The sequence below is a fragment of the Ancylomarina euxina genome (assembly GCF_003863355.1).
Classification (GTDB): domain Bacteria; phylum Bacteroidota; class Bacteroidia; order Bacteroidales; family Marinifilaceae; genus Ancylomarina; species Ancylomarina euxinus.
Map to the genome: position 1 here is coordinate 155,401 of NZ_QQWG01000001.1, position 14,196 is coordinate 169,596.

The following is a 14,196-nucleotide window of genomic DNA, read 5'->3' on the forward strand; positions in this document are numbered from 1 at the left end:
TTTATCTACTTGATGGGAATTAACCTGTCAGGTTTGGAAAAAAAAAGAGAAACAAAATCATATATCTAAACATAGAACAAAAATGCAAAGGAGTAAACTAGGTCTTGACTTTGATAAAGTTAACTACGCAAAGGGCGTTTCGAGAAAGATTGCTGACAACGTTCAGGAGTTTGTAGAGGGTTACACAACTGTAGCTGTAGAGCGTACCTTGTGTCGTCTTTTGGGGATTGATGGTGTTGACAACAACGAAGTTCCTCTACCTAATGTTGTTGTTGATGAGATTAAGGATAAGGGCGTTCTTAACCAGGGTGTTATGTATTTTCTTGGGAATGCGGTGATTGAAGCAGGATTAAATCCACAACAAGCTGCTGAGAAAATTTCGTCTGGTGAATTGGATATCACTCAATTGCCATCTCACTCTGTTGAAGAGGCTCATGAGGCTCTTAAGCCATATATCACTGATTGTATTGATAAAATTAAGGCTCGTAAAGCAAAGCGCGACAACTACATTGCAACCATAGGTGAAGGTCCTAAGCCATATCTATATGTAATTGTAGCGACAGGTAATATCTACGAAGATGTGGTTCAAGCTGAAGCTGCTGCTCGTCAGGGTGCTGATATTATTGCCGTAATTCGTACAACAGGTCAGTCATTACTTGACTATGTGCCTTACGGTGCAACTACTGAAGGTTTCGGTGGTACTGTTGCAACTCAGGAGAACTTCCGTATTATGCGTACTCACCTTGACAAGATTGGTGAAGAAGAAGGCAGATATATCCGTTTGTGTAACTACTGTTCTGGTTTATGTATGCCTGAAATTGCAGCTATGGGTGCTCTTGAAGGTTTAGATGTGATGTTGAACGATGCGCTTTACGGTATCCTTTTCCGTGATATCAACATGCAACGTACACTTGTCGATCAGTATTTCTCAAGAGTATTGAATGGTTTCGCAGGTGTAATTATTAATACAGGTGAAGATAACTACCTAACTACTGCCGATGCTTTCGACGAGGCTCACACCGTATTGGCTTCTGACTTTATTAACGAGCAATTGGCTCTTATTGCAGATCTTCCAGAAGAGCAAATGGGATTAGGTCACGCTTTTGAAATGGAACCTGGACTAGAGAATGGTTTCCTTTATGAATTGGCACAAGCACAAATGACTCGTGAGATCTTCCCTAAGGCGCCTCTTAAGTATATGCCTCCAACAAAATTCATGACAGGTAATATCTTCAAAGGAAACGTACAGGATGCTTTGTTTAATCAGATTTCAATCTGGACTGGACAGGGAATTCAACTTTTGGGTATGTTGACTGAAGCGATTCACACACCTTTCATGTCTGATCGTTACCTTTCACTTGAGAATGCTAAGTACATTTTCAACAATATGAAGAACATTGGTGATGAGGTTGAGTTTAAAGAAGGTGGTATTATTCGAAATAGAGCTCAAAAGATTCTTGGAGATTCTATTGAATTGCTTGAGAAGATTGAGCAAGAAGGCTTATTTACTGCTTTGGAGAAAGGTATTTTTGCCGCGATTAAGCGTCCAAAGAATGGTGGTAAAGGTCTTGATGGTGTTGTGGAAAAAGGAAGCAACTACTTCAACCCTTTTGTAGCTTTAATGAAAAAGTAGATGTTAGATTCTAGAATTGAGATATGAGAAAAATTTGTGTTTCAATCTTGGATTTCTAATTGTGTTTTAAAGATAAGTTTATATTGTAAAAAGAGTTTGATGACGAATTGGTTTTGAGTTGAATGAGTTCTCAAATCTATAATCTGAAATCTCTGATCTAAAAATAAATAAAATGAGTGGAGGACTTTATTCTACCAATTCGAATGAATTCGATAAGACCTTAGATCTAACAAAAATTAAGCCTTACGGCGATACCATGAATGATGGTAAAACACAGGTGAGTTTCACACTTCCTGTAGCTAAAGGTGAAGAGGCGATTGAGGCCGCTAAGCAGATGATGAGAAAAATGGGTTTTGAAGATATCCAAGTGGTATTCGTTCAAGAGCTAATGGAAGGTTTCACCTTTTTCAACTGTTATGGTAGTTCTATTCATACCGTTGATTATACAACTATCGTGGTACCAAAAGTAGAATCAACGACTATGGATATGCACGAAACGGATGATTTCATTAAGGAAAACATCGGACGTAAGGTTGTGGTTGTAGGTGCCAGTACGGGTACAGATGCTCACACTGTAGGTATCGATGCCATTATGAATATGAAAGGTTTTGCAGGTCACTATGGTTTGGAGCGTTACGATATGGTAGAGGCTCTAAATATGGGATCACAGGTACCTAATGAAGAATTCATCGCTAAAGCTATCGAAATGAAAGCGGATGTTCTTTTGGTGTCGCAAACCGTAACTCAAAAAGATGTTCACATTCAAAACCTTGTTGAACTGGTTGAAATGCTTGAAGCAGAAGGCTTGCGTGATAAGGTCATTTTGATTTGTGGTGGACCTCGTTTATCACACGAATTAGCTAAAGAGCTTGGATACGATGCTGGTTTCGGTATGAATAAATATGCTGATGACGTGGCTTCATATATGGCTCAGGAACTTGACAGAAGAATCAACCAATAGACTTATAATTTTGGTACATACACAGCATGCTGTGTCTCTATCAAAATATAAACAAAACAACATACCACAATGGATAAAAAAGAAATCAGAGAGATTATCGCTAAGCGTTCAGCTCTCGAATTGCAAGATGGTGATGTAGTAAACTTAGGAATTGGTTTACCTACATTCATTCCTAATTATGTCCCTGAAAATGTCAATGTTATTCTTCAGTCGGAGAATGGTTTATTAGGCATGGGTGCTGTTCCAGCCGAAGGTGAAGAAGATAAGGATTTTGTTAACGCTGGTGGCGGGCACATAACTTACAAGCAAGGTGCGAGTAGTTTCGATTCTGCAGCTTCTTTTGCTATTATCCGAGGTGGACATGTTGATGTAACCTTCTTAGGAGCTCTTCAGGTTGATGAAAAAGGAAACCTTGCTAACTGGATGATTCCAGGTAAAAAAACACCGGGGATGGGTGGCGCAATGGATCTTATTGTAGGTGCTAAGCGTGTTATTCTTTCAATGGAACATACCGCTAGAGGGAATCACAAGATTATGACTCTTTGTGATTTACCACTTACTGCAGCAGGACAAGTTGAAATGATTATCACTGAAATGGGAGTCATGAAAATTACACCAGAGGGCATTCTTCTAACAGAGATCAATCCGATGTTTAGTGTTGAGCAAGTACAAGAAGCGACTAATGCAAAATTGATTATTGCTGAGGATCTAGCTGAAATGAAACAAGCCTAATATAGGATGGTTAACGATTAGTGATGAGTAATTAATAATAATTATAAATCATTATTCATTTCATTCAACCCATTTACTTTTAAATTAATAATTGCTAATCATTAATTGTCAATTACAAACGTCATGAGCAAAGTATATATTGTTGCAGCCAAAAGAACGGCTGTAGGTAAATTTTTAGGAAGTCTAACTCCAGTTACCGCTGCTGATTTAGCTGCAGGAGTTATCAAAAATATTATTGAGGAAACTAAGATCGATGCTTCTCAACTTGATGAAGTTGTTGTGGGAAATATCCTAATGGCAGGTCAAGGGCAGGGGGTTGCTCGTCAGGCTTCAATTAAAGCGGGTATACCTCAGGAGGTTCCAGCTTATGGAATCAACATGATTTGTGGTTCAGGAATGAAGACAATCAACCTAGCATATGCTAACATCAAATCAGGTGAAGCGAATATGATTATTGCTGGTGGTACTGAGAATATGTCGCAAGCAGGTTTCGTTATGCCAGGTACGGTTCGTGGTGGACACAAAATGATGGATCTTAAAGCTGTTGATCACATGGTATTTGACGGTTTGACTGATGCTTTCGAAGGTTACCATATGGGGATTACTGCTGAAAACATTGCAGAGAAATTCAATATATCTAAACTTGAACAAGATGCTTTTGCATTTGCTTCTCAGCAAAAAGCAATGGCAGCACAAGATGCGGGTCATTTCAAGAATGAGATTGTTCCTGTAGAGATCAAAACTCGCAAGGAAACCATTATTTTTGATGCTGATGAATTTATCAACCGCAGAACAAGTCTGGATGCTTTAACTGGTTTACGTCCTGCTTTCAAGAAGGATGGTACTGTTACCGCTGGTAATGCTTCAGGTATTAACGATGGTGCCGCTTTCGTATTAGTCGCTTCTGAAGAGGCTGTAAAAGAGCATAACTTAACACCTATTGCTGAGATTGTAGCAACGGGTCAAGGTGGTGTAGATCCAGCTATCATGGGTATGGGACCAGTTCCTGCTATCGCTAATGCTTTGAAAAAGGCGGGTATGAAATTAACTGACATGGAAGTGTTGGAATTGAATGAAGCTTTTGCAGCTCAATCATTAGGTGTGGTTAAGCAATTGTGCGAAGATCATGGTGTTGCTCCTGAGTTCTTCTTAGAAAGATGTAATGTCAATGGTGGAGCTATTGCATTAGGTCATCCAATTGGAGCATCAGGTACACGTATCACTGTAAGTTTGATTCACGAAATGAAACGTACAAATAAGCAATTCGGTTTAGCATCACTTTGTATTGGTGGTGGTATGGGAACTGCTTTAATTCTTAAGAACGTTTAATAGAATTTTAAGTATATATTGAGGTTAGATCTTTGTTAGCTTTAGTCTTAATTTAAAATATAATCGGCTGTTGGTTTTTAAAAACCAATAGCCGATTTTTTTTGTTCGGCTAGCTAGCGTAAAAATGGAAATAAGCAAGAGTCTTATATTTTTAGTAATTCAGTTATTTACGCAATGTTCTGTTAAATAATTAACACCTTGTGTTGTTTGTGTTGAGAAAATGTAATTTTCTGATATATAACATATCATGTTGTATCGAAATTCGTTTTTACTGAGCTTTCTTTGCATTGAAAATTAGCAATTAAAGAATTTTTTCCGGATTGAGCCAAACTTGATCTGAAACTTAAATTTTGTAATAATACATTAATGAACTTTAGCCTTACAAAAGAACAGGAGTTGTTCCAGCAAATGATTAGGGATTTTGCTGAAAACGAAGTGAAGCCACTTGCTGCAGAAGTTGACGAGCAGGAGCGTTTCCCGATCGAAACGGTTGAGAAAATGGCAAAGATTGGAATCATGGGTATTCCAATTCCAAAGCAATATGGTGGAGCAGGTGGAAATAACCTGATGTATTCTATGGCTGTTGAAGAACTTTCAGCGGTATGTGGTACAACTGGTGTTATTGTTTCGGCTCACACGTCTTTGTGTGCAGCACCTATTTTAGAGCATGGAACTGAAGAGCAAAAGCAAAAATACCTACCAAAGCTTGCTTCTGGAGAATGGATTGGAGCTTTTGGTTTAACAGAGCCTAATGCAGGTACTGATGCAGCTGGTCAGCAAACAACGGCTGTTGAAGATGGTGATAATTATATCATTAATGGATCTAAGATCTTTATTACCAATGCTGAATATGCACATGTTTATGTGATTTTCGCAATGACTGATAAGTCTCAGGGAACTCGTGGTATTACAGCTTTTATCATTGAAAAAGGCACTCCTGGTTTCTCTTTTGGTAAGAAAGAGAAAAAGATGGGTATTAAAGGTTCAGCAACTAACGAATTGATTTTTGAGAACTGTGTACTGCCTAAAACCAATATGTTAGGGAAACTTAGCAAAGGTTTTGGTATCGCAATGAAAACTCTTGACGGTGGTCGTATTGGTATCGCTGCTCAAGCTTTAGGTTTGGCTCAGGGTGCAATTAATGAAACGGTGAAATATGTGAAAGAAAGAAAACAGTTTGGCCGTGCCATTTCTGCTTTCCAGAATACACAGTTCCAGTTGGCTGATATGAACACAAAAACAGAAGCTTCTCGTATGTTGGTTCGTAAAGCGGCTTACAAAAAAGATAATAAAATAGCTTATTCTGTCGATGCAGCTATGGCTAAGCTTTATGCAGCCGAAACAGCTATGGAGGTAACAAACAAGGCCGTTCAATTACACGGTGGTTATGGTTACACTCGCGAATACCCGGTTGAGCGTATGATGCGTGATGCTAAAATTACTGAGATATACGAAGGAACTTCTGAAGTTCAGAGAATGGTGATTTCAGCGAATATGCTTAAATAAGCATAGGGTGTAAAAGCTATTAGTTACGAGAATCTAAAAGAATAAGAACATGAAAATAGTTGTCTGTATAAAGCAGGTTCCTGATACGACTGAGATTAAAATTGATCCAAAAACAGGAACTCTAATCAGAGAAGGCGTACCAAGTATTATCAACCCTGATGATAAGGGTGGTTTAGAAATGGCGCTACAGTTAAAAGAAGAAAAGGGTGCTCACATTACTGTGATTACTATGGGACCTCCACAAGCAGATTTGATTCTTAGAGAAGCATTTGCAATGGGAGCCGATAGAGCCATCCATTTAACAGATAGAAAGTTTGCAGGTGCAGATACTCTTGCAACATCATACGCTCTTGCAGGAGCGCTTAAAAAGCTTGATTTCGACCTTTTGATTACCGGTCGTCAGGCGATTGATGGTGACACAGCACAGGTAGGACCTCAAATTGCAGAGCATCTGGACTTACCTCAGGTATCTTACCTGGAAGATTTGAAATTCGACGGTGAGAAAACATTCACTATGAAGCGTCACATCGAAGAGGGTTACCAGATTCTTGAGGTGGAAGCACCTTGTGTAGTAACGGTTCTTTCATCAGCAAATACACCTCGTTACATGAGCGTTGGTGGTATCGTTGATGCTTACCAAAAAGAAGTTGAGGTTTGGGGTAAAGATCAAATTGACGTTGATGAGACACTTTTGGGTCTTAAGGGATCACCAACAAGTGTACATAAAGCTTTTGCCCGTGGTTTGAAACCAGCTGGCGAACTTTACGAAGTGGATACCGATGAGGCTGTAGGAATCATTATTAACAAGATGAAAGAGAAATTCATTCTATAAATCGTTGAGACTATGAATTTAGAAGATTACAAAGGCATATATGTTTTTATTGAGCAACGCGAAGGTCTTGTTCAGAATGTGGCATTGGAACTTTTGGGACAAGCACGACGATTGGCAGATGAGTTAAACGATAAGGTTTATGCGATGCTTTTGGGGCATAACATCGCTGCTAAGGCACAAGGATTGATTGCTGCTGGTGCTGATGAGGTTTTAGTTGTTGATGCGCCAGAATTGGCTGACTACACAACTGAGCCATACACTCAGGCCATCTGCAAAATTATCAATGATAGAAAGCCAGATTCAGTATTAATTGGAGCGACGACTATTGGTCGTGACTTGGGACCTCGTGTTTCAGCTCGTGTTAAAACGGGTTTAACTGCTGACTGTACCAAGATTGAAGTAGGAGCGAACCGTGAGTTATTGATGACTCGTCCAGCTTTTGGTGGTAACCTAATGGCAACTATCGTTTGTAAGAATCACCGTCCTCAAATGGGAACAGTTCGTCCAGGCGTTTTGTTTGCATTGGATACAGATACAAGTCGCGAAGGAATTATTACTGATTATAAGGTTGATTTCGATGCCTCGAAGATAAGAGTGAAGTTAATTAAGACTGTAAAGGAAGAAAGCAATCTAATTGATATTACTGAAGCACGCATCCTGGTTTCAGGTGGTCGTGGTATTGGTAACCAAGAAGGTTTCGAAGCGATGGATGCTTTGGCGACAACTCTTGGAGCTGAGGTTTCAGCTTCTCGTGCTATGGTTGATGCGGGTTATATCGGTCACGACCGTCAGGTGGGGCAGACTGGTAAAACTGTACGTCCAGACCTTTATTTTGCCTTTGGTATCTCAGGCGCTATTCAGCACGTTGCAGGTATGGAAGATTCAGATTTGATCATTGCTGTAAACAAAGACAAGAATGCACCTATTTTCCAGGTGTCTGACCTTGGTATTGTTGGCGATGCAAAACAAATCATCAGGAAATTAAACGAGAGATTGAAGAAGTAATCTTATCGTTTTTAGATATAAAAAAATGGCCAACACTTATTTGTTGGCCATTTTTGTAATGTAGAATTTGAAAACCTGATGGAGTCGTTAGACCCATCAGAGTTGAAAAAGAATATTTAGATCTCCAACCATTTCTCAAGCTTCATAAAATCGACATGCTGCTTGTGCATGAATTTGAAATTAGCTTCATCATCAAACCAACCAACAACTTCATCCTTTAATAGCTTTGTTGGTTTCACTGATATGCAGGTTAGATAACTACTCCAAGGGTAATCTACCGCAATATCGGTAAAATCGTGATGGATAGGATTGTTGTGAATGTATAGAACCAATGTCCTAAGGTATGCTTCATCTTCTACTTGTTTTCTTCTGAATGGATGTTCAAATAGGGAGCCTGTTCGCTGATATTTTTTGTTAATATATTTGGCGTAAGCATTAAAAAGATGTGAAAAGTGTTTTGTAGGATTCGGCTTTTTATTACCAACTCTATCAGGTCCTTCGGACTCTGTTAGGTTTCCATTTGGTTTAGTTTGAAACCTGACGGAGTCTTTAGACCCGTCAGAGTTTAAATTTTTGTATATCCCTATTTCTTCTTCGGACTTTATTCTAATCAACAGGTGGAAATGATTAGGCATTAACACCCACGCGTAGGTATCGGCAATAGGCTCAATATACTTCTCGTACAGCCTTAAAAAATGCTTGTAGTCCTTTGCCACTCGAAATAAATCACATCGGTTGATACCTCTATTATAAACATGATAGTAGAATTCAGATTCTAAAGGAATGCTTGTGGATGACATATTGCTTAGGATTTGATTTTAACTCTATCAGGTCCTTCGGACTCTGATAGGTTTTCATTTGATCTAGTTTGAAACCTAATGGAGTCAACATACCCATCAGATTTTAAATCTTTTAAATACCATAAATAGTTAAGCTGATATGAATTTATAAATAATTTAATTAACAAAACACAGAGAATGACTTATCTTTTCGTTTGCAGATATAGAAAATGGCCAACAAATACTTGTTGGCCATTCCTGTATAGTAAAACTAGACTCTAATGTCTATTTCTTAATAATCTTATAAGTGAATGATCCACTCACTGATTGTACTTTCATTAAGTACATTCCACTTTTAAACTTAGAAAGGTTTAATCGTTCAGCAGTAGATGTTGTTTCCTTTTCCAGTTTTAATCTACCTTGAAGGTCGAATATACGAATGGTTCTTTCTTCAATACTGGCAAACTTGATTACCATTTCAGTCTCAACAGGATTTGGATAAATTTGAGCAGATGAGTCTAGAATATCTTCAATGCCAGTCGCAAAATCGACTTGAATTTCAATTGTCTTTTCACAAGCTTCATACTCATCATTACCGGGTTGAATGGCTTTAATTGTTACCGTTCCTACTTCGTAGAATGATATAGTGTTTCCTATAAGCTTAGCACCACCTGAAAGAATCTCATAATTCACTTTCAAACCAGAACTCGCTATAGCTTTCAACTCCAATGTCATATTTACTCTTGAAATTGTTGGTGCGTTAACGAATGTGATCTCTTGTCCTTTTTTATTAATGTTTATAGCGCTTGTAGTAACGACGATATCAGGGAATGATGCATTTGTCATTTCACAATGATAAACCCCCTCTTTAAGAAATTTAAATACACCTGGTTTTATTGTCCTTATAGACGTTTCATCGGCTTGGTTCATCCCATAATCTTTAGTCCATGTAAATGCTGTTTCATTGCCGTCGAATGATGCTTCTAAAGAGTAATCAATTTCAAGATTTACTTCTTCATTAACTTCACCAAAAACATCAGCTTGTCTTGATAAATAATTAGGTGATAATTTCTCTATTTCGATCAGTTTTGGATTTATTGCTTTAATCTCATTTAACTCAGAAAACGGCAAATGGTTCTGATCGAATCTCAGGCTTGTGAGCATCTTGTTTGGATTATCCAGTTTCAGGTAAATTAACTGATTGTAAGAGCAATCTACATTTTGTAGTTTAGAGAATCCTTTCAAATTCAGCGCTCCTAGTCTATTTATAGAACAATCAATTGTTTCTAATTTCTCGTTTCCACTTAGATTTAAGACTTCTATTAAGTTGGTAGAACAATCTAATTCCCTTAGTTCTGAGTTTTCACTGAGGTCTAGTTGACTAATCTGATTGCTGTGACATGTTAGTTTAGTGATCTTTTTAAAATAGCCTATTCCTGTAAGATCAGAGATGTTTCTGTTGCTAATATCTATCTCTTTTTCGTACATGATAGCCTCTGATTCATATATTTCATTGTTGCCATCAATGTTTAACTGTTTATTTTCCAACAAAGCCTTTTTGAAATTTGCATCTGGAATATCTATGGTATTGTTGCCATAAATAGTAATAGTATTAGTTGTCAGTGTCAGTTCAGGAAATGTTTCATTAGTCATTTTGCAGTAATACGACCCAACTTTTAAAAATCTATAGATTCCTTTGTTTTCTTCTTTAATATTTTCTTCATTGACCTCTTCACCGTTTTCTGAAAACCATTTAAAGGTCGTTTCATTGCCATCGATTACAACTTCTGATGAATAATCTATCGTATGGTTTTCAAGTCCTGCAACTGGCGAAAATATCCTCTTGCTCGTTTTGTAATTAAGAGCTGAATAATCTTTTTTCACCTTTTGCAATTCTGAAAATGGGATCATGTTATCTGTACATTTTAAATCGGTAAGATCTGTATTTTTACTAATATCTAAACTGCTTAGTTTATTATCGGCGCAATATATTTTTTTAATTTGAGCGCTATTGCTCAAATCTAAACTTGTCAATTGATTATTAGAACATACAAGTACTGTAATAACTGTATTATTGGTCAGATCTAAACTTGTTAATTTATTGGTGTCACATTTTAAATATGTCAGTTGGGTAATATTACTTACATCTAAACGACTTAATTGATTGTTGTAGCACTGAAGTCTTGTAATTGCCGTATTCTTACTTACATCTAAATTGCTTAATTTATTTTCGGCGCAATCTATATCAGTAAGTAAAATATTTTTACTAATATCTAATGATCTTATTTGATTGTCAAAGCAATTAAATTCTTCAAGTTGAAGGTTATTACTTACATTTAAACTGCTTAATTGATTGATGTAGCAATCAAGTTTTTTAAGTTTGAGGTTATTACTTAAATCTAAACTGGTTAACTGATTTCTGGAACAATTAAGGTATGTAATTGCTGTATTTTTAGTCAGATCTAAACTAGTCAATTTATTATTTTGGTATTCAAGGAATGTAATAGCTTTATTGCTAGTTAGATTTAAATTGGTTATTTCATTTTTAGAGCACTTTAGGGTTGTAATAGCCGTATTCTTAGTCAGATCTAAACTAGTCAATTTATTATTACTCAACCAAAGTTTAGTAATAGCCGCATTGTTAGTCAGATCTAAACTGCTTAACTGATTATTGTAGCACCAAAGATTAGTAATAGCCGTATTGTTAGTCAGATCTAAACTGGTTAACTGATTTGAGGCACAATAAAGTCCTGTAATTGCCGTATTATTACTTACATCTAAACTGGTTAATCGATTGTTCCCGCAAGAAAGTAATTTAATTGCGGTATTATTTTTTACATTTAAATTGCTTAATTGATTGTTGTAGCAATAAAGTTCTGTAATTACTGTACTATTACTTACATCTAAACTACTTAATTGATTGTTGTAACAATGAAGTTTTGTAATTGCCGTATTGTTGCTTAGATCTAAATTGCTTAATTTATTTTTGGCGCAATCTATATCAGTAAGTAAAATATTTTTGCTAATATCTAAAGATCTTATTTGATTGTTGAAGCAATCCAGTTCTGTAAGCTTAACGAAATATTCCAGTCCGGTAAGGTCATAGATATACCTGCTATGAACAGAAAGCATTCCTGTAAAAGCCGCTGCCTCACTTTCAGAAATTTCCCCATCACCATCGGTATTAATCTTAGTATTATCGACCAATGCCCTTTTAAAATTGGCATCGGGAATGTTTATGTTTTGTGCTCCTACTGTAAATGTTAAGAATAAGAGTATTACTGCGGTAAACGTTTTAATCATAGTTGTGATTTTAGAAGCTAGAGTTATGTTGTGTTTTATTTAACAAAAGGGTAAATGTATGAAAAATATTATGACAGATACTTCTAATGAGTTGAAAAACATAAGGCTATTTATGGCGAGAACTTCCTGGGGAATGTTTCAAAGTCCCTTCAGTACCTAAAAAACATCCTGTTTGCACTTAAAAGGATCCTCTTCGAAGTAAAAAGGTTCAAACAGGCAGTAAAAAACATCCTGTTTGAACTAAAAAGGATGCTCTTTGATGTAAAAAGGTGCAAAGAGGTAGTTAAAAAGCTCAGATAGGCACTAAATATGTTCAAACAGGCAGTTCGCGAAATACCCTTCAAATTTATTCGCAAAACCGTCTCTGATTATAAAATGAATGAGCCCTGAAACGTGCAGGTTTGCTTGTTTCAGGGCTTCTCTTTCTTATTCTTTAAATTGGATTTGTAATAACTTATTTAACCTCTTCTTTTGGTTTCTTATGGTTGGGGTATTGGTGTTTCAATTCCTCATAGATAGGCTTTGCTCCAGGGATATTACTTTTTGCCGCTTGTTTTACCGAGTTGTAGTAGGTTAAAGCTTGCAGATAGGCCTCGTTGCCACAAAGCGCAATTGTATCGAGCAAAAGACTGTTTAGTTCTTGAATTTCGGCGTTGTAAGGCGCTAGGTCATTTCGGGCTTGCATATCAATTTTCCAGTCATTAACATCTAAGTAGCTTGGCACAAATTCTGGCTTCTGATCGGCATACATTAGGTTTTTATTGACAAAACTGATCGACTTGTCTCCAAGAATAAGCATCGATTGCTTTTCATATGGTGTTAGACTAATAAGGATAGGACCTAAGGTATCTTTCAGAGTTTTAAGTCCAGTAGCAATTGCCGTTTTTTGTTCCTCGGTTAGTACGATCTTAACTTTATTTTCTATACTCATAACGTCATTTTTTAAGTTTAGAATAAGAAAGAATAGTGTGATAACTTATATTAAAGTTAATAATATAAAGTTGAGAGCCATAGTTCGTAATGGAATTAATTCAGATACTAGTGTTTAATTATAAGGGGTTTGCATTATTGTAAGGCGTTGCGTGTCTTTCTATAAAATTGATTTTGCAGTTTGATAAAACAATATTTTGTAAAGTTTGATATTCGAAAACGAAGAGAGAGGCGTTTTAAAGTGCAATTTTCCGTCTAAATTTCTTCTTGTTTGGAGAGTTTGTATGATAAAATAAATTTAAAGAGAGATTAAATAAATGATCTTTTCGCTGAACAGATATGAAATTTGATAGTTTTTTTCATGAAGTTATCTTACTATCTAATTTAAACCCCAACTGAAGGCTTTCAAAGTCAATTTTCCTCATTGCCTTATCATCTTTTAATAAAGTTAAAAGTTGCTTATAACATATCTCTAGAATTGCTAAAAGGTTTATGAGTTCATCGAATGTGATACCTCGATCTAATATAAAAGAAAAAACAATACAAAGGTCTCGAGCAATAAAATGTGTTTTGGCTTTATTTACATAGTTCTCATATAGACTAAGATCTTTAAAACTTTCACCAACTTTGTCGCTTTTAATTCTATAAAAGGTATTGGCTAATCTGGGATGATAGCCGTAATCAATAAAAAACATGATTAAAAAGGCTTCTATTAAGTCTTCATAAAAGGATTCTAAATCTTCCAGACTAAGCTTGTAGATGTCAATATCATCAAAACCATCTTCACTATCCGGACTAAAGCAAAAGTCCATAGCATGCATGGCCCAGAAAATAAAGGCTTTCATTTCAAGTTCATCATTCTTGAGTTTCTTAGATGCTTCAGCAGGGTAAACCGAAAACATTTTATTCCAAAGATCTTTTCTGCCGTCCAAGTAACACAAAGATTTATCTGCTTTAGTTTTATCAGTCATTCTTCAAGTTTTTATACCGTTTAGTTTGAAAACTGATGGAGTCGATAATATTTAGTTAAACCAAGATGAATTTAGAAAGAAATAATATGATTAGCAAAAGATTGAGAATGATAAAAAACTTGAGCCTTATTTTAATTAAGTCTAGCTATTTTTGCCCTAAATTTCTGTTTGCTAGGGATAATTGCCATCTTTGTAGCTGAATTATACATCAGTCT

The 14,196-nt window shown here is 36.3% G+C and carries 11 protein-coding genes; 7 read left to right on the forward strand and 4 right to left on the reverse strand.

Annotated elements, in window-relative coordinates:
- The first annotated feature begins 82 nt into the window (after positions 1–82).
- The 7 genes from kamD to DWB61_RS00665 all read left to right on the forward strand — a co-directional run bounded on the left by kamD (position 83) and on the right by DWB61_RS00665 (position 7,998).
- A complete protein-coding gene (gene kamD / locus DWB61_RS00635) occupies positions 83–1,633 on the forward strand; it encodes a lysine 5,6-aminomutase subunit alpha (RefSeq protein ID WP_125028893.1) in 1,551 nt (516 codons plus the stop codon).
- A gap of 172 nt (positions 1,634–1,805) precedes the next feature.
- Positions 1,806–2,594 (forward strand): lysine 5,6-aminomutase subunit beta, encoded by a 789-nt coding sequence (gene kamE, locus DWB61_RS00640; protein ID WP_125028895.1) that lies wholly within the window; start codon positions 1,806–1,808, stop codon positions 2,592–2,594.
- A gap of 69 nt (positions 2,595–2,663) precedes the next feature.
- A complete protein-coding gene (locus DWB61_RS00645) occupies positions 2,664–3,326 on the forward strand; it encodes a 3-oxoacid CoA-transferase subunit B (protein WP_125028897.1) in 663 nt (220 codons plus the stop codon).
- Between the two features lie 123 nt (positions 3,327–3,449).
- Entirely contained in the window at positions 3,450–4,655 is a 1,206-nt protein-coding gene (locus DWB61_RS00650; RefSeq protein WP_125028899.1) for an acetyl-CoA C-acetyltransferase, read from the forward strand.
- Between the two features lie 366 nt (positions 4,656–5,021).
- Positions 5,022–6,161: an acyl-CoA dehydrogenase gene (locus tag DWB61_RS00655; RefSeq protein ID WP_125028900.1), complete on the forward strand. Its 1,140-nt coding sequence runs from the start codon at positions 5,022–5,024 to the stop codon at positions 6,159–6,161.
- A 49-nt stretch (positions 6,162–6,210) separates the two neighbouring features.
- Positions 6,211–6,993, forward strand: coding sequence for an electron transfer flavoprotein subunit beta/FixA family protein (locus DWB61_RS00660; RefSeq protein WP_125028901.1), 783 nt, complete (start codon positions 6,211–6,213; stop codon positions 6,991–6,993).
- 12 nt (positions 6,994–7,005) lie between these two features.
- Positions 7,006–7,998, forward strand: coding sequence for an electron transfer flavoprotein subunit alpha/FixB family protein (locus tag DWB61_RS00665; RefSeq protein ID WP_125028903.1), 993 nt, complete (start codon positions 7,006–7,008; stop codon positions 7,996–7,998).
- 116 nt (positions 7,999–8,114) lie between these two features.
- Here the strand turns inward: DWB61_RS00665 and DWB61_RS00670 are convergent, their stop codons facing one another.
- The 4 genes from DWB61_RS00670 to DWB61_RS00685 form a co-directional block, all read right to left on the reverse strand.
- Positions 8,115–8,798, reverse strand: coding sequence for a transposase (locus DWB61_RS00670; RefSeq protein ID WP_125028905.1), 684 nt, complete (start codon positions 8,796–8,798; stop codon positions 8,115–8,117).
- A gap of 264 nt (positions 8,799–9,062) precedes the next feature.
- Complete coding sequence (locus DWB61_RS00675; protein ID WP_125028907.1) at positions 9,063–12,080, reverse strand: T9SS type A sorting domain-containing protein; 3,018 nt, start codon at positions 12,078–12,080, stop codon at positions 9,063–9,065.
- A gap of 454 nt (positions 12,081–12,534) precedes the next feature.
- Positions 12,535–13,011, reverse strand: a complete 477-nt coding sequence (locus DWB61_RS00680) for a hypothetical protein (RefSeq protein ID WP_125028908.1) — start codon at positions 13,009–13,011, stop codon at positions 12,535–12,537.
- Positions 13,012–13,369: 358 nt separating this feature from the next.
- On the reverse strand, positions 13,370–13,981 hold the full coding sequence (locus tag DWB61_RS00685) for a hypothetical protein (RefSeq protein WP_125028910.1): 612 nt from the start codon (positions 13,979–13,981) through the stop codon (positions 13,370–13,372).
- Positions 13,982–14,196 lie beyond the last annotated feature (215 nt).

What these genes read in the sequence shown, in the direction of transcription:
- kamD (WP_125028893.1), top strand. Translation starts at nt 83, where the DNA reads ATGCAAAGGAGTAAACTAGGTCTTGACTTTGATAAAGTTAACTACGCA.
- kamE (WP_125028895.1), top strand. Translation starts at nt 1,806, where the DNA reads ATGAGTGGAGGACTTTATTCTACCAATTCGAATGAATTCGATAAGACC.
- DWB61_RS00645 (WP_125028897.1), top strand. Translation starts at nt 2,664, where the DNA reads ATGGATAAAAAAGAAATCAGAGAGATTATCGCTAAGCGTTCAGCTCTC.
- DWB61_RS00650 (WP_125028899.1), top strand. Translation starts at nt 3,450, where the DNA reads ATGAGCAAAGTATATATTGTTGCAGCCAAAAGAACGGCTGTAGGTAAA.
- DWB61_RS00655 (WP_125028900.1), top strand. Translation starts at nt 5,022, where the DNA reads ATGAACTTTAGCCTTACAAAAGAACAGGAGTTGTTCCAGCAAATGATT.
- DWB61_RS00660 (WP_125028901.1), top strand. Translation starts at nt 6,211, where the DNA reads ATGAAAATAGTTGTCTGTATAAAGCAGGTTCCTGATACGACTGAGATT.
- DWB61_RS00665 (WP_125028903.1), top strand. Translation starts at nt 7,006, where the DNA reads ATGAATTTAGAAGATTACAAAGGCATATATGTTTTTATTGAGCAACGC.
- DWB61_RS00670 (WP_125028905.1), bottom strand. Translation starts at nt 8,798, where the DNA reads ATGTCATCCACAAGCATTCCTTTAGAATCTGAATTCTACTATCATGTT.
- DWB61_RS00675 (WP_125028907.1), bottom strand. Translation starts at nt 12,080, where the DNA reads ATGATTAAAACGTTTACCGCAGTAATACTCTTATTCTTAACATTTACA.
- DWB61_RS00680 (WP_125028908.1), bottom strand. Translation starts at nt 13,011, where the DNA reads ATGAGTATAGAAAATAAAGTTAAGATCGTACTAACCGAGGAACAAAAA.
- DWB61_RS00685 (WP_125028910.1), bottom strand. Translation starts at nt 13,981, where the DNA reads ATGACTGATAAAACTAAAGCAGATAAATCTTTGTGTTACTTGGACGGC.